The sequence below is a fragment of the Salegentibacter sp. UBA1130 genome, assembly GCF_002311535.1.
GTDB lineage: Bacteria > Bacteroidota > Bacteroidia > Flavobacteriales > Flavobacteriaceae > Salegentibacter > Salegentibacter agarivorans.
The window spans coordinates 26,525-45,686 of the sequence record NZ_DCAP01000038.1 but is presented as its reverse complement, the minus strand read 5'-3'; the positions used below and the strand labels follow the sequence as shown (position 1 = coordinate 45,686).

Here is a 19,162-nt window from a genome sequence, read left to right as displayed (position 1 = left end):
TTAAAGGTCTTTAGCGGCTGCTTCGAGTTGATTGTACCAATCTTCGCCAAATTTTCTAATAAGTGCGTCTTTGGTGAATTTATAAACCGGTACCTGAAGTTCGGCACCCAAACTGCAGGCATCATCACAAATTTGCCATTTATGATAATTTACCGCAGAAAATTCTGAGTATTCCTGGATCCTAATTGGGTATAAGTGGCAGGAAATAGGTTTTTTAAAATCAATATCCCCCTGGTTGTAGGCTTCTTCAATTCCGCAGAGTGCAATACCGTTATCATCAAAAGTAACGTAGGCACAATCGGCGCCATCTATTAACGGAGTTTCAATTTCGTCAAGATCGGTAGTGATGTAGGTACCTTGTTTTTCTATGGCATCTATCCCTTTTTGTCTCAAATAAGGTTTTACTTTGGGATAAATTTCGTCTAGAATTTGACGTTCTTCTGGTGTTACCGGTGCCCCGGCATCGCCGTCTACACAGCAAGCACCTTTGCAAGCCGAAAGGTTACACACAAAATCTTTGGTTAAGATCTCTTCTGAAACTATGGTTTTTCCTATTTGAAACATAGCCGCAAATATAAATTTAACTTGTTTGATTTAGAAAGTTTTACCTAAAATTTCTATTATGATTTTTTCAACCTGAAATTTTCAGCGATAATTTCAAAAAATAGATAATCAAAATTAAAAAATTCGGTTTTATGAATGAAAAGTCAAAATTTTTAGAAGGCAAAACCTATCCCTATGTTGGCCATGAGCCCAGAAAATAGTAAGTTATAGGGTTTCACTTCAGAATCAAATTCAAAATTTATAGTTTCCCTGCTGCCATCGTTATACACCTTTATGGCTTCTACATGGTCTGGTAAAGAGGAGAAAGAGTAACCCACTTCAGGTCTAAAATAGAATAAACCACCTAGTTTTGCTCCCAACTTAATATTCAATGAACCGTGAGAAGCATCTAAAATATCCCTGGAATCTTCATAGTGAACAGTTCCTTTAATATTAGTATTGCCATAGCTTAAGCCTCCATATAAACCTCTCCCGGGTTTAAAAAAATAATAATTTAATCCGCCTTCTATATAGGTGTAATTAAGTTCGTCGTTATTAGATGCGTCCACTTGCTCTTCTCCAACGAGCCAATCAGACTTTATATTAGAATAATCTACACTAACCGCCAATTTTTGATTAAGAAGTGGCGATACATATTCAAGGTTTCCACCTATAATAACGGGAAAGCCAATTTTGGCGCCAATTCTTATTGGTCTAAGCTTTTTTTCTTTTGCTGAATTTTCATTTATAGAAATAGCTTCCTGTGCGTGGAGATTTGCAAAACCGAACAAAACTGCACATACAATTAGAATATTTAAACTTCTTTTCATCTTTAAAATTCGTGGATTTAAAAATTCACATAAAATATCTAGAAGAATATCTTCTTATTTCTTAAAAAAAGTACTTGAATTAAGAAAATGGGGTGTGGGGAAGGATAAAAATATTTTAATTTGAATATGCTTCAAATACCTGATTATGGGTATTTTTTGGCAAATGTTATCTAAAATATTTAGCGCTTTAAGTTGAAATTAATCTTCGTTGAAATCACTATAAAAGAACACCTCAATTTTAATAAAAATTTTACCTGTTAATTCCTTGATGCTGTGTTTTTAAAAATTAATTTTGCGCAAAATTTTTCAAAAAGTGAGTTATGTGGAAATTACTCGATGCAAAACAAATTTTTACCGCCGGAATGATTCTTTTTGCGGTAATTGATATTATTGGAAGTATCCCTATTATTATAGACCTGAGAAGAAAAGTAGGTCATATTCAAAGTGAAAAAGCTTCGGTGGTCGCAGGTATTATTATGATTGTTTTCCTGTTTGTGGGAAAGGAGATTTTGAATTTAATTGGGATAGATGTAAACTCATTTGCCGTGGCAGGGGCGTTTATCTTGTTCTTCCTGGCTCTGGAAATGATTTTAGGAATTACACTTTATAAGGACGATGAACCCGAAACCGCTTCTGTAGTTCCGCTTGCGTTTCCCTTAATTGCCGGTGCAGGTACACTTACTACCCTGGTTTCACTTCAGGCAGAATATGAAACGGTAAATATCATTGTAGCTATACTTATCAATATTATCTTTGTATACGTGGTACTAAAATCTTCTACCAAAATGGAGAAAGTTTTAGGTAGCCAGGGAATTAGTGTAATTAGAAAAGTATTCGGCGTAATTTTGCTGGCTATTGCCGTAAAATTATTCGCCACAAACATTCAGAGTTTATTTTCATGAAGTTATTTATTTATACCGTAATTTTTTTAGCTGTAGTCATAATTGGTTACAGCGCAACTGTTTTAAATTTTGATGATCTTTTAAAAGGCGATAGCGCAACCGCTGTACTGGTTATTGTTGGAAGCCTTTGCGTAATTATTCTTATGGGGATTTTATTAACCTCCAGAAGTATTGCGAAAAAGCATAATTCTTAATATGAAATTTGATGTTCTTATTATTGGCGGTGGCGCGGCAGGAATGTCTTGCGCACTTATCTTAGGATCTGCACTGCAGAATAATATTATTACCAATAAAAAGGTAGGCTTGCTTACTCACCAAAAAGCTTCGCATTTAAATTCGGCGCTCTTAAATAATATTTTGGGAGTTGTGCCGGGAACTTCAGGACAACAAATTCTAAAAGATGGAATTCTACATTTGGAAGAACAATATCCTGAAATTCAACAATTAGCGAAAGAAAAAGTAAAAGAGATTATTCCTATAGCTGAAGGTTTCAGTGTAATTACCAACAAAAATACATACGAAGCCGAAAATGTAGTGCTGGCAACAGGTTACACCAGTCCTTTTAGAATTAAAGGTTTGGAAGAGGAAGTTATTCCGCATAAAAAAGCTAAAGTTTCTAAAGACCGTATTCAGTTAAAAAATGAAGATCATTTAGTGAAACCGGGATTGTATGTAGCCGGTAGTCTCGCTGGTTGGCGCAGTCAATTTTCTATAGCCTGTGGTAGTGGTGCAAGTGTAGCTACAGATATTTTAAGTTTCTGGAAAGGAGAGCATACGAAAGTACACGATAAGCTTTTATAGCATAAAATAGCCGGTAACCATCAAAGGAATAGAAAGTAGCATTAGAATTAAACAGGTACGGTGCAATCTTCTATAAAGAAGGGCAAGCCTTAATTTCTCTTTGAATTCTTTATCCTGAGTTTTTTTAATCTGATTTTTAATAGAAGTAACCGAAACATTTGCAGAAGTAACCAAAATATCCTTTTGTAAAAAGAGTAGTGCGCTATTATCTAAAAGCCGGAAACTCACCGCAATTATGAAGAAAAATAGCGGGGAAACGGTTAAAAAAATTATAAAGTTTTCATGATTCGCACTCACGCATGCAAGCTATTAATTTTTTTGCGATAATTCAAGAATTTTCTCAATGGCAGGATCATTTTCATTAATTAGTTTTTCAAAAGCCGTGGTGCCGTAGAGCTGTTGGGCAATTACCGCTTTTAGATATTGCTTTAATAAAGTGGTATGGTTATTTACATTAAGCCTAATATTTCCATTTCCAACAAATCTTACAAAATCCTGCACCATTTCGTTAGAGATTGTAACTTTTTCATCAAACTCTTCCCGCTTTACATTATTGTAAAAAGTACGGTTTTCTTCGAGGACATTAAATATAAACCGACTTATATACCCGCCGTGTAAAAGAAGCTTTATATTGTTTCTTTCATTATCACTGTCTTGCGGAATAAACACATCGGGAATTATCCCTCCGCCGCCATAAACCACTTTTCCTTTAGGTGTTTCGTACCTAAGTGAATCATCTACATTTATGCTGTCGGCGCTATTGAGCTCCCCATTTTTATAGCGTCGCATATAATCTTTAAAATAGCTCTCATTACCGTTATCATATGGCTTTTGTATAGAACGGCCCGTTGGGGTGTAATATCGTGCAATGGTTAATCTTACCGCGCTACCATCGCCCAAATCCATTTCACGTTGCACAAGGCCTTTACCGTAAGACCTACGACCTACAATGGTACCGCGGTCGTTATCCTGTAGTGCGCCGGCCACGACTTCACTTGCCGAAGCTGAATTTTCATTAATAAGAACAAAAAGATCTCCATTCTCTAAAAGACCTTTTCTTCGGGAAAAAGTTTCTTCAACCGAGCCGCTTTTATTTTTGGTGTAAAGAATTAATTTATCGTCTTCCAGGAATTCGTCTACAATCTTAATCGCTTCTGAAAGATAACCGCCAGGATTGTCTCTAAGGTCCAAGGCTATTTGATTAGCGCCTTCTTTCTTGAGCTTTTTCAAGGCGTTTTGAAATTCTTTATAGGTAGTTTCAGAAAACCTGTTCACTTTAATATAACCTAAATCTGGCGATAACATATAAGCGGCATCTACACTTTTTAGCGGTACACGGCCCCGCTTCACTTTAAAGGTGAGTAAATCCTTGATTCCTTTTCTTTTAACTTTAAGTGTTACGCGAGAATCTTCTTCTCCTTTTAGGTGTTTTGTAAGCGAATCGTTAGTAATATCTTTATTAAAAAGGGGAGTGCCATCGGCATATAAAATACGGTCGCCACCGCGAATTCCTATTTTTTCACTGGGGCCGCCTTCCAAAGCCTGTATTACCACTACGGTATCGTTAACGTTATAAAAACTAACCCCAATGCCTACAAAATCGCCCTGCATATTTTCTACTACGCCGGCATATTCTTCTTTTGGAATATATACCGAATGCGGATCAAGATTTTCAAGAATTCTATTAACCGTAATATCTACAATACTATCGGTATTTACATCGTCTACATACTCATAGTCAATGTAGTCTATAAGTCGGTTGAGTTTTTGTTTTTTGGGATTTGAAGAAAAAAGGGCATCAGAAGAAGAAAAATCCAGTTTTCCGCCCAGCAAAACGCCGGCGGCGCAAGCTGTAGCAAGAAGAATAGGAATTAATATTTTTTGCCTGGTATTCAATCTTCTAAATCGTTAATTTGTTCAAGGGTGACCCCTGCTTTTTCAAGAAAATCCAGTCCGGAATTATCTTTATAATCTATATGATAAACCAACCTGGTAATTCCTGCCTGGTGAATTAATTTACTGCATTCTTTACAGGGAGACATTGTGATATAAAGTGTTGCGCCATTACAGGATTGCGTAGATCCTGCAACTTTTAAAATAGCATTGGCTTCAGCGTGCAGCACGTACCATTTTGTGTAACCTTCGTCATCTTCACAATAATTTTCAAATCCTGTTGGAGTGCCGTTGTAACCATCAGAAATTATCATTCTATCTTTTACAATAACTGCGCCAACCTGCTTTCTTTTACAATGCGATAATTTACTCCATTCGCGGGCAATTCTCAAATATGCCTTATCGTACTTTAATTGTTTTTTCTTATCCATATTAGCACTATAATGCGGCTTTTTTAGACGAAATTTTTCGTCTTATTTTTAATTCACTAATTTATTAAATAGCCTGAAAATTTTCCTGGAGAATTGGTAAAATAATACCAATTACTATGGCTGAAGTTACTAAGATCCAGTCCCTTTTGGAAACCGAGAAGATATTTTGGGCAATAAAACCAAGAATTATTACAGCAATAACTACAATAACCTGCGCAGCTTCTATACCAAGTGCGAATTCTAAAAGTGGTAGAAATTTGCTTTCTGTATTTGAAGCCACCATTTTAAAATATGAAGAAAATCCAAGTCCATGAATTAAGCCGAAGAAAACCGTTGTAAAATATAACGGATTATGATTTTTATTACGTTCTTTTTTACTTGCTGTGATAATATTGTAAAGAGCTGTGAGAATAATTGTAATAGGAATTAACAATTCTACCCAGGCTGAATCTACTTTTACAATTTCATAAACCGAAAGAAATAAAGCTAAGGTGTGGCCAATTGTAAATAGGGTTACCAGCCATAGAATTCGTTTCCAGCTGCTAAAGGTGTAAGCGGCAACAAGTACAATAAGAAATAAAATATGGTCGTAAGCCTGCCAGTCAAGAACGTGTTCCAGACCTAATCTAAAGTACAGCCAGAATTGGGACATATCAAAAATATTAGAAAAACCCGAAAGTACAACTTATTCAGAATATTGCAAAAGCTTTTGCGGCTCTTAGTTTTAAGCCCAAATGCGTTATAAAATGACATTTTATGAGCCGTTTTTTGAGAAGATTTTTTTAGAAAATTAACACTTCTTGTGGTTTCACATGAAATAATGATAATAGACGTTTGTTAATTGTTGAGGTATTTCTTCTAAAAACTCAACATTAACGTTGATTTAAAGAGTGTTGAATAAGATTTTAGGTAGTTTTGTTTGTTAAATAGATTGCGAAATAAAACCTGAATTTGTTCACCGCTAAAAAAAGACTATGAAGAAGAATCTAATGAATATGCAGTGTCTTGATATTTATCTTTCCTCTTTAAGCCAGGAAGAATATGAAGAAATTGAAGACGAAATTACTGTTTCTGATATTAAGGTGATGCCTCTTCGCAGCTGGGATATTTATAACGAGCATTTTGCAGCGCAATTATTAAATTTAAAACAGGAAAAAGCAATTAAGTCGTTTAAAAAATTAGCCAAAAAATTCGATTGGAAAAACAACTGGAAAGAAGTGTTTCAAAACAAATCTTTTGATGCTTTGGTTTTAACAAATCAGGAAGCTAAAATCCAGTGGGTGAGTGAAGGTTTTACTGATATGACTGGTTATAGCAGCAAATTTGCGATAAATAAAACACCTCATTTTTTACAAGGAAAAGAAACCGATAGGGCTGTTTTAAACCGAATTAAACACAAATTGTCACGTGACGAACCTTTTACTGAAGTTTTGGTAAACTATAAAAAAGATAAAACTCCTTATAAGTGCGAGATTAGCGTTATTCCCTTGATAAATGACAGAACCACTCATTATTTAGCCCTGGAGCGGCAGGCCTAAACCTTTCGTCTTTTATTAAATTTTTGTAATTTCTGAATAAGAAATCAGAGTTATGAAAAAAACCATCCAGAATATTGAAATTGAAGTTTTTCAAGGAGATATAGCTAATCTACCCAATGTGGAAGCTGTGGTAAATGCTGCCAATGCACAACTCACCACTGGAGGTGGCGTTGCAGGGGCAATTCATCGTGCTGCCGGCCCAAAACTTTATGAAGAATGCAAACCTCTTGCACCTATCGCTCCCGGCGAAGCAGTAATTACCGGCGCTTATAATTTACCCAATAAGTATGTAATTCATAGTTTAGGGCCGGTTTACGGTAAAGATAAGCCTGAAAATAAGCTGCTGGAAAACTGCTATAAAAATGTTTTAAAACGAGCAGAAGAGAAGAAAGTAAAGTCTGTTGCCTTTCCTGCAATTTCTACCGGCGCTTTTGGTTACCCTATAAAAGAAGCGACAAAGATCAGTTTTAATACAATTTTAGCCGAAATCCCTAAACTTAAACACTTGCAAAAGCTTAAATTTGTGCTATTCAGTGAAGCAGATCTCGAGATTTACGAAACTATGCTTGCTGAAATGTAAACCAACCAAGCTATGCTAGATTTCTCCGCTACTTATACCGATCAGTATCAACTGGCGATGTCGCAGGTGTATTTTAAAAAGGGCCAAAAAGACCATACCGCAATTTTTGATTATTATTTCAGAAAACTTCCTTATAACGGTGGGTACGCGATTTTTGCCGGACTTCAGGATTTACTGAAGATCATTGAAAATTTAAAATTCAACGATAAAGACCTGGAGTACCTTAAAAAACAGGATTTTGATGATGATTTCCTGCAGTATCTCAAAGATTTTAAATTCCACGGAAATATTTATTCGGTTCAGGAAGGGGACGTGGTGTTTCCCACACGGCCTATTTTGCAGGTAGAAGCCAATATTATTGAAGCGCAAATTATTGAAACCATACTACTTAATTTACTCAATTTTCAAACTTTAATAGCTACTAAAGCCAGCCGAATTAAACTGGTTTCTGGAGAAAGAACTTTACTGGATTTCGGTTTAAGAAGAGCGCAGGGACCCGGAGGGTATTACGCCACCCGTGCCGCAATTATTGGGGGTTTTAACGGGACCAGTAATGTAATTGCCGGTAGAGATTTTAATATTCCGGTTTCGGGAACCATGGCCCATTCTTTTATTCAGAGTTATGATGATGAAATCACCGCATTTAGGGATTTTGCTGAGGGTAGGCCAAAAGATTGTGTTCTGCTGGTAGATACTTACGATACGCTTAAAAGCGGTGTACCCAACGCGATTACAGTTGCAAAGGAAATGGAAGATCGCGGCGAAAAATTGATGGCTATTAGGCTAGATAGTGGAGATTTAGCTTATCTCTCTAAGCAAAGCAGAAAAATGCTGGACGAAGCCGGACTCGATTACGTGAAAATTGCAGCTTCCAATCAATTAGAAGAAAATGTAATTAAAAGTTTGCTGGAACAAGGCGCCAGGATAGATGTTTTTGGTGTGGGAACCAATCTTGTTATTGGAAGTCCTGATGCTGCTTTAGACGGAGTTTACAAACTGGCTTATTCCAACGGAAAACCAAGAATCAAAATTTCAGAAAGTATTGTAAAGGTTACGCTTCCGCATAAAAAACAGGTATATCGTTTAAGAGATACTGAAGGCAACTGCGTGGGCGGAGATTTGGTGGCTCTTTTTGAAGAAGATAATATTAAAAATATGATTCATCCTTTTGAGCCTTATAAACAAATGAAAGTTGATGGTTTAGAAAAAGAAGCATTGTTGAAACCGGTTATGGAAAACGGGAAGAATAAACTGGAAAAGAAATCGCTTCAGGAAATCGCGGAATATAGTAAAAACCGTCTGGCTGAACTTTCTATAGAATATAAGCGTTTTAACAATCCGCATATATATAAAGTGGGAATTAGTGAAGCATTAAAAGCCGAACGTGATAAATTAATAGCATCTTTTAAAAATTAGTTATGAAAACTTTGATTATTATAGATCCTCAAAACGATTTTATGCCAGGTGGCTCGCTTGCTGTACCTAATGGAGATGAAATTATCCCGGTGATCAATAAAATTCAGGAAAGCTTTGATTTAATAATTGCTTCCCAGGATTGGCATCCAAACGGCCACGCCAGTTTTGCCAGTAGCCACAAAGGAAAAAAGGAGTTTGAAACTATTGATCTTAAAAGAATAGAGCAGGTAATGTGGCCAGAGCATTGTGTGCAAAATACCGATGGCGCCGAGTTTCATAAGGATTTAAAAACTTCAAAAATTGAAGCCATTTTTAGAAAAGGCACCAATCCAGAAATAGACAGCTACAGTGCTTTTTACGATAATCAGCATTTAAAATCCACCGGGCTTTCTGGGTATTTAAAAGAAAAAAATGCAAAAGACCTTTATTTTTGCGGACTTGCTGCTGAAATTTGTGTGCATTTTACCGCTAAAGATGCAATTAAAGAAGGTTTTAAAGCGACCATAATAGAGGATGCTACACGCGCGCTAAACGCGGGAGATTTTAAAAAAGCTAAAGTAGAATTAAAAGAATTGGGTGGTAGAATTATTTCTTCAAATGCTATTGAAAGTTGATATAATAAACATAGCCAACATTCACCCAAAATATATAATCGTTGAATTTATTTTGAGGCGCGTCAATATTTAATCCGTCAAGCCAGTCGCTACCGTAATATTGTCCCCGGGCTTCAATTAAAAGATCGTGTCTAAATCCCAGGCGGTAGCGTAAACCAAGTCCGCCAATTATAGAATAAGTGCTGCCACGGTCAAAATCCATTCCGCCAATAAAAGTTGGGAAAACATTTTTAGGATTTTGCAAAGAACCTAAATCAGAATAGGCATCAGCTTTATAAGAAACAAAATGCCCGCCCAGGCTTATATAAGGAGAAAACATATAACCCGAATGCGTAAAATCCCGAATGCGAAAAGGGTGATATTCCAAATGAATTCCCCCTTCAATAATTTCACTTTCCCCGTGCATAGCGCGTAATAATTGTCCGCCCAGGGTTGGTTTGCTGGCTACAGGACCATAATGTTCTAATTTAGAGTAAAAATAATCCAGTTCATTTCTTATTCTAAAATGATTGGTAAAAAAAGAAGCCGCCTGTGAGTAGTGACAGTCGGTTTTATAGGCAAAGTTCATATAATGGGAAATCCCAATGCCATAGCCCGCGTTATTAAGGTTATTTCTAACATTCCAGCGTTCCCCATAATCGGTAAAAAATGAAGCTGGACCGGCCTTAACGCCAATTTCGTGTGCAATACCAAACTGGGCATAACTCTTTCCCTGAAAGAATAATGTAAAAACTAAAAGAGCTATAAATATCTTGCAATTATGCATAGTACCAGCTTGGGAGGATGCAACAAATATATAAAAACTACTTTAACAAAAAATTAGATAAAATATTCGCTCTATAAAACGCTGAAAGTAAGACGTTAATTTTATATGAAAAGATAAAAATTTGAGGTCGTTTTTTATAGAACTCATATATTTGCAGTACAAAACACAGCTTTTTTTATAAACTATTTGAAGTATCACATAATATGGAACAAAATATTCAGGATTTCCTCGATAAAGTATCAAAACGGAATCAAAATGAACCCGAATTCATGCAGGCCGTGCACGAAGTTGCTGAGACTATTATTCCCTTTATAGAAGAGAATAAAAAGTACCAGAATATGCAACTTTTAGAGCGTATGGTAGAGCCGGAACGTGTTATTATGTTCAGGGTTTCCTGGTTAGATGATGAAGGTAATATTCAGGTGAATCGCGGGTTTAGAATTCAAATGAATTCAGCCATTGGACCTTACAAAGGTGGTTTGCGTTTTCACCCTTCCGTAAACCTTAGTATCCTTAAATTTCTTGCTTTTGAGCAGGTATTTAAAAACAGCCTTACCACTTTACCAATGGGTGGTGGAAAAGGAGGATCTGATTTTGATCCAAAAGGAAAATCAGATAATGAAGTAATGAGTTTTTGCCAGAGTTTTATGACAGAACTTTATCGCCATATAGGTGCAAATACCGATGTTCCTGCGGGAGATATAGGCGTTGGCGCTCGTGAAGTTGGTTATATGTTTGGCCAGTATAAAAGATTACAAAACGAATTTACCGGCATTTTAACCGGGAAAGGACTCTCTTACGGTGGGTCTCTTATTCGTCCTGAAGCTACCGGTTACGGGAATGTATATTTTGCACAAAATATGCTTAAAACACGCAATGAATCTCTTGAAGGTAAAACGGTAGTGGTTTCAGGATCTGGAAATGTGGCGCAATATGCTGCAGAAAAAGCCCTGGAATTTAAAGCGAAGATTTTAACAATGAGTGATTCTGGAGGTTATATTTATGATGAAGCCGGAATTGATTCAGAAAAGCTTCAGTTTATCATGGATCTTAAAAATGTTAGACGTGGTAGAATAAGTGAATATGTAGATCAATATCCTTCAGCTAAATATTATGAAGGAGAAACACCATGGAGTGTGAAATGTGATGTAGCGCTTCCTTGTGCTACGCAAAACGAACTTCAAAAAGCTGATGCTGAGAAGTTAATTGAAAATGGTTGTATGTGCGTGGGCGAAGGTGCGAATATGCCGTGTACCCCAGATGCTGTAGAGGTGTTTAAGGAAGCAAGAATTTTATTCTCGCCTGGTAAAGCTTCTAATGCTGGTGGTGTTGCCACTTCTGGTTTAGAAATGAGCCAAAATTCTATGCGATATAACTGGACTTCACAAGAAGTAGACCAAAAATTACACGCGATTATGAACGATATTCACGATCGTTGTGTTGAGTTTGGAAAGGAAGAAGATGGTTATATAGATTACGTGAAAGGAGCAAATATTGCCGGTTTCGTGAAAGTTGCCGATGCTATGCTTGCACAGGGAGTAGTTTAATTACTTTCTAAATAGAATTAAATTAAGGTCGCTTTTTGGGCGGCCTTTTTTAATTATCTTCGGGAAGAAATAATTGTTAAGGAATGCTTGTTACCACTCCGGCCATTGTAATTAGTGCTTTAAAATACGGCGAGGCCGATTTGATTGTGAAAGCCTATACTTATAGTGATGGCTTAAAAACCTATATGCTTAAGGGAGTGCTTAAATCTAAAAAAGGAAAGTTCAAAGCTTCCCAGTTTCAGCTGCTTACCCAGTTAGAAATTGTTGCAAACCACCGCAACCAGGGAAAAATGGAATACCTTAAAGATGCAAAGGTATTACACACTTATACCAGCCTTCATACCAACATGGTAAAAGGCGCGATGCTTATGTTTTTGGCTGAAGTTTTAAAAAACGCTATTAGGGAAGAAGAAACCAATCCACAGTTATTTAATTATCTTGAAAATTCACTAATGTGGTTAGATTTGCACGATAAAATCGCCAATTTTCATCTTTTATTTTTACTAAACTTAACGCGCTATTTGGGATTTTATCCTGATTCGGCATCTAAAGAGCTTCCTTACTTTAATCTTTTAGATGGCGTTTTTGAAATGAACAGTATCAATAATTATTGTATAGAAGGCCAAAATATCACTATTCTACGCCAGTTATTAGGCATAAATTTTGATGCTCTCAACGAAGTAAAGTTGAATCAGCAAAGTCGGTCTAATTTTTTAAATATGTTGCTTTTGTATTACGAGTTGCATATTGAAGGTTTTAAAAAACCAAAATCACTCGCCGTACTTAACGAAATTTTTAGCTAAATGCGAAGTCTCACAGGAGTAATACTCCTTTTTTTTATGGTTAATAGTATCTACGCCCAGCAGATACAGGTTTTAGATGAAGAAAGCCATGAGCCACTTGCCAGCGTGGCTATTTACAATGCGAATAAATCTAAAAGTGAGCTTACCAATTTTGATGGGGAAGCCGATATTTCAGCATTCGAAATGGAGGAAATTATACATTTTTCTCACGTAAACTATTCCAATAAAAGTTTAAAGAAATCCCAGATTATCCAAAACCAGAATACAGTTTATCTAAATGGGAATGATAACGAGTTGGAGCAGGTGGTGCTTTCAGTGGCAAAATTTGAAATGAATAAAGATGAAATTCCGCAGAAAATAGTCAGTTTTTCAGCTAAAGATATTATTATGGCGAGCCCGCAAACTTCAGCCGATCTTTTAGAAAGCAGCGGGCAGGTTTTTGTTCAAAAAAGCCAGTTAGGTGGCGGAAGCCCTATGATTCGTGGTTTTTCAACAAACAGATTGTTAATTACGGTAGATGGCGTGAGAATGAATACTGCGATTTTTAGAAGCGGAAATCTTCAAAATATCATCTCAATAGATCCCTTGGCGGTAGAAAATACCGAGGTAATTCTTGGTCCGGGATCGGTGGTTTATGGAAGTGATGCCGTTGGCGGGGTGATGAATTTCTATACTTTGAAACCAAAATTTTCATTTACTAATGAAACTTCGGTTTCCGGGAGCGCTTATTCCCGTTACGCTTCTGCCAATAATGAAAAAACCGTACACGCCGATGTTAATATAGGCCTGGAGAACTGGGCTTTTTTAAGCAGTATTAGCTTTTCAGATTTCGATGATTTAAGAATGGGATCTCATGGACCTGATGAATATTTGCGAAATGAATATGCCGTGCGAAGAAATGGGGAAGATCTAATTGTTTCTAATGATAACCCACAGGTGCAAAAACCAACCGGCTATAATCAAATAAATTTACTGCAGAAGGTTAAATTTATGCCGCATAAAGACTGGGATCTTAACCTCGGACTTATCTATTCTACCACATCAGATTTTCCAAGATTTGACAGGCTTTATAGAAAGCGCGATGCTGAATTGCGATCAGCAGAATGGTATTATGGTCCTCAGGAGTGGTTTATGGGTAATTTTAAGATCAATAAAAAAGGCCACGGATCTTTGTATGATAAGGCCCAGATGACCACCGCTTACCAATTTTTTGAAGAAAGCAGGCATAACCGTGATTTTGGGGAGGATTGGTTATACAACACCAAAGAAAATGTAGATGCATATTCGGTGAATTTTGATTTTGAAAAGACTTTTGAAGAAAGCCGGTTATTTTATGGCGCCGAGTATGTTTTTAATAAAGTAAATTCTACAGGATTTACAGAAAATATTTTAACTGAAGAAGAAAATATCACTGCGTCACGATATCCAGATGCTTCCACTTGGCAGTCAATCGCCGCTTATACCACTTATCAATGGAAAATCCAGAAAGATCTTTCTTTTCAATCTGGACTTCGGTATAATCATATTCTGGTGAATGCTGATTTTGATGAGAATTTATATGATTTTCCATTTCAGAAAGCCAATATTAATACCGGTGCCTTAACCGGGAGCGCGGGAATTAACTGGCAGCAAAACAGGTTTATTGGGTGGCGATTAAATCTTTCAACTGCATTTAGAGCTCCTAATATAGATGATATGGGTAAAATTTTCGATTCTGAACCGGGCGCTGTTGTAGTGCCAAATCCAGATTTAAAACCGGAATATGCCTACAGCAGTGAACTTGGTTTTGACTGGAAACCTGCCGAAAATATCAGTTTTATCGCGACCGCATTTTATACGTATTTGAATGACGCTATGGTACGCAGGGATTTCAACTTAAATGGAGAAACCGAAATAGATTACCAGGGAGAGCCAAGCCGTGTGCAGGCGATTCAGAACACAGCGAAAGCGCATGTTTATGGTTTTGAGAGTGGGATAGAAATTGATTTATCTGTCGCGCTAAGATTCAGTTCCCAAATAAGTATTACTGAAGGAAAAGAAGAGCAGGAAGATGGTTCTACCGCGGCATTACGCCACGCAGCTCCTGTATTTGGAAATACACATTTAATATGGCACAAAAAAAGACTGAAATTCGATCTTTTTGCTGAATATAATGGGCAATTCGATTATGAAGATCTTGCGCCTTCAGAACAGGGCAAAGCCTATTTATACGCCATAGACGATAATGGAAATCCATATTCACCTTCCTGGTATAGCCTAAATTTAACAGGACAATACGAGTTTAGCAAAAACTTGCTGGCAACCGCTTCCTTAGAAAATATTACCGACCAGCGTTACCGAACTTATTCCTCGGGAATCGCCGCTGCAGGTAGGAATTTAATTTTAGCGCTGAGGTATAGTTTTTAATCCTTTTTCGTAATTCTCAAGGCTTTTAAAAATCTTTCTGGGTTTATTTCATTTCAATTTCTTTTGGGTTAGCTTTTTCCGTTTTTCTATCGCACTCTTTTCTTAAATTTGATTATTTTCGCGACTCATTGGAAATTTTGAAAAAATGAGCAATAAGTTCCCTGAATATAAAGGACTTGACTTACCAAAAGTAGCTGAGGAAATCTTAAGTTACTGGAAGGAGAACGATATTTTTGAAAAAAGCGTTTCTACACGGGAAGGCAAAGAACCGTTTGTGTTTTTTGAAGGGCCACCTTCTGCGAACGGGCTTCCGGGAATTCACCACGTAATGGCGCGAGCTATTAAGGATATTTTTTGTCGTTATAAAACCCAAAAAGGATATCAGGTAAAACGTAAAGCAGGTTGGGATACGCACGGTCTCCCGGTAGAACTTGGTGTAGAAAAAGAACTTGGGATTACCAAAGAAGATATTGGGACCAAAATTTCCGTAGAAAAATATAACGAAGCCTGTAAAAATGCGGTAATGCGTTACACCGATGTGTGGAACGACCTTACCGAAAAAATAGGTTATTGGGTAGATATGGAAGATCCATACGTTACCTATAAATCAAAATATATGGAAACAGTTTGGTGGCTGCTTTCTGAAATTTATAAAAAAGACCTTATTTACAAAGGTTACACCATTCAGCCATATTCTCCAAAAGCAGGAACGGGACTAAGTTCTCACGAACTCAACCAACCTGGGACTTACCAGGATGTGACCGATACCACTGTTACGGCAATGTTTAAAATTACTGATGCTTCAGCAGCTTCGGTTGAAAAGGATTTGGAAGGCGCATTTTTAATCGCCTGGACCACTACCCCGTGGACTTTGCCTTCTAATACTGCATTAACCGTAGGGCCAAAAATTGAATATGTTTCAGTAAAAACTTATAATCAGTATACTTTTGAGCCAATCACTATTTTGGTTGCGAAGGCGCTGGTTAAGGCTCAGTTTGATAAAAAGTTTACAGAAGTTGAAACCGAAGAGGAACTTAAAGCTTATAACGAAGGTGATAAAAAGATCCCATTTTTAATCGGGGAAACTTTCACAGGAAAGGATCTGGTTGGGATAAAATTCGAGCAGTTGTTGCCGTATGCATTACCTGCAGAAAATCCTGAAAATGCTTTCCGTGTAATTGCTGGAGATTTTGTGACTACAGAAGACGGTACCGGAATTGTGCATACTTCGCCAACTTTTGGTGCAGACGATGCGTTGGTAGCGAAACAGGCTACACCTCAAGTTCCGCCATTATTGGTGAAAGATGAAAATGGGAACCTTGTTCCGCTGGTAGATCTACAGGGTAAATTTAGACCGGAGATGGGTGAATTTGCCGGGAAGTATGTGAAGAACGAATATTATGACGAAGGGCAGGCGCCAGAGAAATCTGTAGATGTTGAACTTGCTATAAAACTAAAAGAAGAAAATCGTGCTTTTAAAGTAGAAAAATATGTTCACAGCTATCCAAATTGCTGGAGAACCGATAAACCTATTTTATACTATCCGTTGGATTCCTGGTTCATAAAAGTAACCGAATTCAAGGAGCGCATGCACGAATTGAATAAAGGCATTAACTGGAAACCAAAATCTACTGGCGAAGGCCGTTTTGGAAATTGGCTGGCCAATGCGAATGACTGGAATTTATCCAGAAGTCGTTATTGGGGAATTCCCTTGCCAATTTGGAGAACCGAAGAAGGGAAAGAGGAAAAGCTTATTGGTTCTATTGCAGAATTGAAAGAAGAAATGGCGAAGTCGGTTAAAGCCGGCTTGATGGATAAAGATATTTTTGAAGGTTTTGAACCCGGAAATATGAGTGAAGAAAACTACGATCTGGTAGATCTTCATAAAAATGTGGTAGATGAAATCACGTTAGTTTCAGATTCCGGCAAGCCAATGAAACGTGAAGCCGATCTTATAGATGTATGGTTCGATTCTGGTTCTATGCCTTATGCGCAGTGGCATTATCCCTTTGAAAATAAGGAAAAAGTAGAAGAAGGAGAACGTCAGGCCGATTTCATAGCCGAAGGTGTTGACCAAACCAGAGGCTGGTTTTATACCCTGCACGCTATCGCTACAATGATTTTTGATGATGTAGCTTATAAAAACGTAGTTTCTAACGGACTTGTTTTAGATAAAAACGGACAAAAAATGTCTAAACGTCTTGGAAACGCGGTAGATCCTTTTGAAACATTGGCGGCTTTCGGCCCAGATGCTACGCGTTGGTATATGATCTCTAACGCCAATCCATGGGATAACTTAAAATTTGATATTGAAGGAATTGCTGAGGTGCGTCGTAAATTTTTCGGTACGCTTTATAACACTTATTCTTTCTTCACTTTATATGCGAATATTGATAATTTCACCTATAAAGAGGATGATATTCCTTTGGAAGAAAGACCCGAGATAGATCGTTGGATCCTTTCAGAATTACATACTTTAATTGAGAAAGTAGATAAATTTTATGCCGATTATGAACCCACCAGGGCAACCCGGGCAATTTCAGAATTTGTTCAGGAAAACCTTAGTAACTGGTTTGTGCGTTTAAGTAGAAGAAGATTCTGGAAAGGCGATTACCAGCAAGATAAAATTTCAGCATATCAAACGCTTTATACCTGTTTAGTTGAAGTGGCCAAACTGGGTGCACCGGTGGCGCCGTTCTTTATGGATAGGCTTTACAAAGACTTAAACAAGAGTACACAAAAAGAAAACTTTGAATCGGTACATTTGGCTGAATTTTCAAAGTATGATGATAAGTTTGTTGATAAATCTTTAGAGCGAAAAATGGAGAAGGCTCAAACTATTTCTTCATTGGTATTATCGCTTAGAAAAAAGGAGATGATAAAAGTAAGACAACCGTTGCAGAGAGTAATGATTCCGGTGCTTGACGAGCAGCAACGTGAAGAAATTCAGGCGGTTGAGGACTTGATAAAATCTGAAGTAAACGTAAAAGAACTTCAGCTTATAGATGATGCTTCAGGCTTACTTGTAAAGCAAATAAAACCAAACTTTAAGGTTCTTGGCCCAAGATTTGGAAAGGATATGAAGCTGGTAGTCAACGAGATAAATAAATTAACTCCTGAAGATATTTCAAAGATAGAGCGAGAAGGCAATATTGCGATAAATCTTAACGGAGAAATGGTTAAATTAGCTTCTGAAGAAGTAGAAATTATTTCCCAGGATATTGAAGGCTGGCTAGTGGCAAGTAGTGGTAATATTACCGTAGCTTTAGACGTTAGTATCTCTGAAGAATTAAAAAAGGAAGGAATTGCCAGGGAATTGGTAAACAGGATACAGAATATGAGAAAAGATTCTGGCTTTGAAGTTACCGATACTATTGATGTGACCCTACAAAAGGACGGTATTGTCGAGGATGCCGTTAACCAAAATATAACCTATATTAAAAATGAAACATTAACTGCAAGTCTCGAATTTGCAGAGGTGGTAACTGAAGGAGCCGAGGTTGCTTTTGACGATATTACTACCAAAATGTTTATTAAAAAACATTAGAAATTATGGCAACTGAAGTAAAAGAACGGTATAGCGATGCCGAATTAGCTGAGTTTAAGGCCCTGATTAAAGGCAAAATCGCGAAGGCACAGGAGCAATTGGAAATTTACGAAAATGCTTATAAAAATGATGGAAACAACGGTACAGATGATACTGCTCCTACATTTAAAGCTTTTGAAGAAGGAAGCGAAACTATGAGTAAGGAAGCCAATTCTCAATTAGCTATTAGGCAGGAAAAATTTATCCGCGACCTAAAAAATGCTTTAACAAGGATTGAAAACAAAACATACGGAATATGCCGTGTAACCGGAAAATTAATCGCTAAAGAGCGTTTAAAATTGGTGCCACACGCTACTTTAAGTATTGAGGCTAAAAACATGCAGAAATAAATATTTTCTGTTACTCAAAATTTATAGCGCCCCTTTGCTTGTGCCTGGGGGCGCTTTTATTTTAAGATTATAAAATTTAAAAAATGCTTCCCAGAAGCTGATTTTTAGCCGGGTAAAAACTAAATAATATTAGTATTTTAGCGGCGTTTTAAATTC

General features: G+C 37.0%; 19 protein-coding genes. 12 read left to right on the top strand and 7 right to left on the bottom strand.

Going from position 1 to position 19,162, the window contains the following annotated elements:
• Both B4F31_RS15140 and B4F31_RS15135 read right to left on the bottom strand, forming a co-directional pair.
• A complete protein-coding gene (locus tag B4F31_RS15140) occupies positions 1-564 on the bottom strand; it encodes a DUF3109 family protein (RefSeq protein WP_075325235.1) in 564 nt (187 codons plus the stop codon).
• 152 nt (positions 565-716) lie between these two features.
• Complete coding sequence (locus B4F31_RS15135) at positions 717-1,373, bottom strand: hypothetical protein (protein ID WP_286761685.1); 657 nt, start codon at positions 1,371-1,373, stop codon at positions 717-719.
• A gap of 320 nt (positions 1,374-1,693) precedes the next feature.
• Between B4F31_RS15135 and B4F31_RS15130 the strand changes: the two genes are divergently transcribed.
• The 3 genes from B4F31_RS15130 to B4F31_RS15120 are packed head-to-tail and all read left to right on the top strand — an operon-like array spanning position 1,694 to position 3,076.
• The gene (locus B4F31_RS15130) at positions 1,694-2,275 is read left to right on the top strand and encodes a MarC family protein (RefSeq protein WP_075325233.1); all 582 of its coding nucleotides are present in this window, start codon (positions 1,694-1,696) and stop codon (positions 2,273-2,275) included.
• Positions 2,272-2,469 (top strand): hypothetical protein, encoded by a 198-nt coding sequence (locus tag B4F31_RS15125; protein ID WP_075325232.1) that lies wholly within the window; start codon positions 2,272-2,274, stop codon positions 2,467-2,469. Before B4F31_RS15130 ends, B4F31_RS15125 begins: the two co-directional genes overlap by 4 nt.
• Before the next feature lies 1 nt (position 2,470).
• On the top strand, positions 2,471-3,076 hold the full coding sequence (locus tag B4F31_RS15120) for an FAD-dependent oxidoreductase (protein WP_286761684.1): 606 nt from the start codon (positions 2,471-2,473) through the stop codon (positions 3,074-3,076).
• On the opposite strand, the gene B4F31_RS15115 is transcribed toward B4F31_RS15120, so the two are convergent.
• The 4 genes from B4F31_RS15115 to B4F31_RS15100 form a co-directional block, all read right to left on the bottom strand.
• A complete protein-coding gene (locus B4F31_RS15115) occupies positions 3,071-3,373 on the bottom strand; it encodes a hypothetical protein (protein ID WP_075325230.1) in 303 nt (100 codons plus the stop codon). The two genes, B4F31_RS15120 and B4F31_RS15115, sit on opposite strands and share 6 nt — an antisense overlap.
• Positions 3,374-3,385: 12 nt before the next feature.
• Positions 3,386-4,972: a S41 family peptidase gene (locus B4F31_RS15110; RefSeq protein WP_286761683.1), complete on the bottom strand. Its 1,587-nt coding sequence runs from the start codon at positions 4,970-4,972 to the stop codon at positions 3,386-3,388.
• Positions 4,969-5,400, bottom strand: a complete 432-nt coding sequence (locus B4F31_RS15105; protein WP_075325228.1) for a deoxycytidylate deaminase — start codon at positions 5,398-5,400, stop codon at positions 4,969-4,971. Before B4F31_RS15105 ends, B4F31_RS15110 begins: the two co-directional genes overlap by 4 nt.
• A gap of 64 nt (positions 5,401-5,464) precedes the next feature.
• Positions 5,465-6,052: a HupE/UreJ family protein gene (locus B4F31_RS15100; protein ID WP_075325227.1), complete on the bottom strand. Its 588-nt coding sequence runs from the start codon at positions 6,050-6,052 to the stop codon at positions 5,465-5,467.
• Between the two features lie 322 nt (positions 6,053-6,374).
• Here B4F31_RS15100 and B4F31_RS15095 point away from each other — a divergent pair, with 322 nt between their 5' ends.
• From B4F31_RS15095 to pncA, 4 genes are read left to right on the top strand one after another with little or no spacing between them, the layout of a single operon-like run.
• A complete protein-coding gene (locus B4F31_RS15095) occupies positions 6,375-6,938 on the top strand; it encodes a PAS domain-containing protein (RefSeq protein WP_286761682.1) in 564 nt (187 codons plus the stop codon).
• Positions 6,939-6,990: 52 nt separating this feature from the next.
• On the top strand, positions 6,991-7,518 hold the full coding sequence (locus tag B4F31_RS15090) for a macro domain-containing protein (protein ID WP_286761681.1): 528 nt from the start codon (positions 6,991-6,993) through the stop codon (positions 7,516-7,518).
• Positions 7,519-7,530: 12 nt separating this feature from the next.
• Positions 7,531-8,934 (top strand): nicotinate phosphoribosyltransferase, encoded by a 1,404-nt coding sequence (locus B4F31_RS15085; protein ID WP_075325225.1) that lies wholly within the window; start codon positions 7,531-7,533, stop codon positions 8,932-8,934.
• Positions 8,935-8,936: 2 nt separating this feature from the next.
• Entirely contained in the window at positions 8,937-9,548 is a 612-nt protein-coding gene (gene pncA / locus B4F31_RS15080; RefSeq protein WP_286761680.1) for a bifunctional nicotinamidase/pyrazinamidase, read from the top strand.
• On the opposite strand, the gene B4F31_RS15075 is transcribed toward pncA, so the two are convergent.
• The gene (locus tag B4F31_RS15075) at positions 9,535-10,314 is read right to left on the bottom strand and encodes a THC0290_0291 family protein (RefSeq protein ID WP_075325223.1); all 780 of its coding nucleotides are present in this window, start codon (positions 10,312-10,314) and stop codon (positions 9,535-9,537) included. The genes pncA and B4F31_RS15075 overlap by 14 nt on opposite strands.
• A 203-nt stretch (positions 10,315-10,517) precedes the next feature.
• On the opposite strand from B4F31_RS15075, the gene gdhA reads away from it, so the two are divergent.
• The 5 genes from gdhA (at position 10,518) to B4F31_RS15050 (ending at position 19,006) form a co-directional block, all read left to right on the top strand.
• Positions 10,518-11,861, top strand: a complete 1,344-nt coding sequence (gene gdhA, locus B4F31_RS15070; protein ID WP_075325222.1) for an NADP-specific glutamate dehydrogenase — start codon at positions 10,518-10,520, stop codon at positions 11,859-11,861.
• A gap of 83 nt (positions 11,862-11,944) precedes the next feature.
• Positions 11,945-12,664, top strand: coding sequence for a DNA repair protein RecO (gene recO, locus B4F31_RS15065; RefSeq protein ID WP_093304607.1), 720 nt, complete (start codon positions 11,945-11,947; stop codon positions 12,662-12,664).
• Positions 12,665-15,070 (top strand): TonB-dependent receptor, encoded by a 2,406-nt coding sequence (locus B4F31_RS15060; protein ID WP_075325220.1) that lies wholly within the window; start codon positions 12,665-12,667, stop codon positions 15,068-15,070.
• Between the two features lie 145 nt (positions 15,071-15,215).
• The gene (gene ileS / locus B4F31_RS15055) at positions 15,216-18,617 is read left to right on the top strand and encodes an isoleucine--tRNA ligase (protein WP_286761679.1); all 3,402 of its coding nucleotides are present in this window, start codon (positions 15,216-15,218) and stop codon (positions 18,615-18,617) included.
• Positions 18,618-18,622: 5 nt separating this feature from the next.
• Positions 18,623-19,006, top strand: a complete 384-nt coding sequence (locus tag B4F31_RS15050) for a TraR/DksA family transcriptional regulator (RefSeq protein ID WP_075325218.1) — start codon at positions 18,623-18,625, stop codon at positions 19,004-19,006.
• Positions 19,007-19,162: the final 156 nt, after the last annotated feature.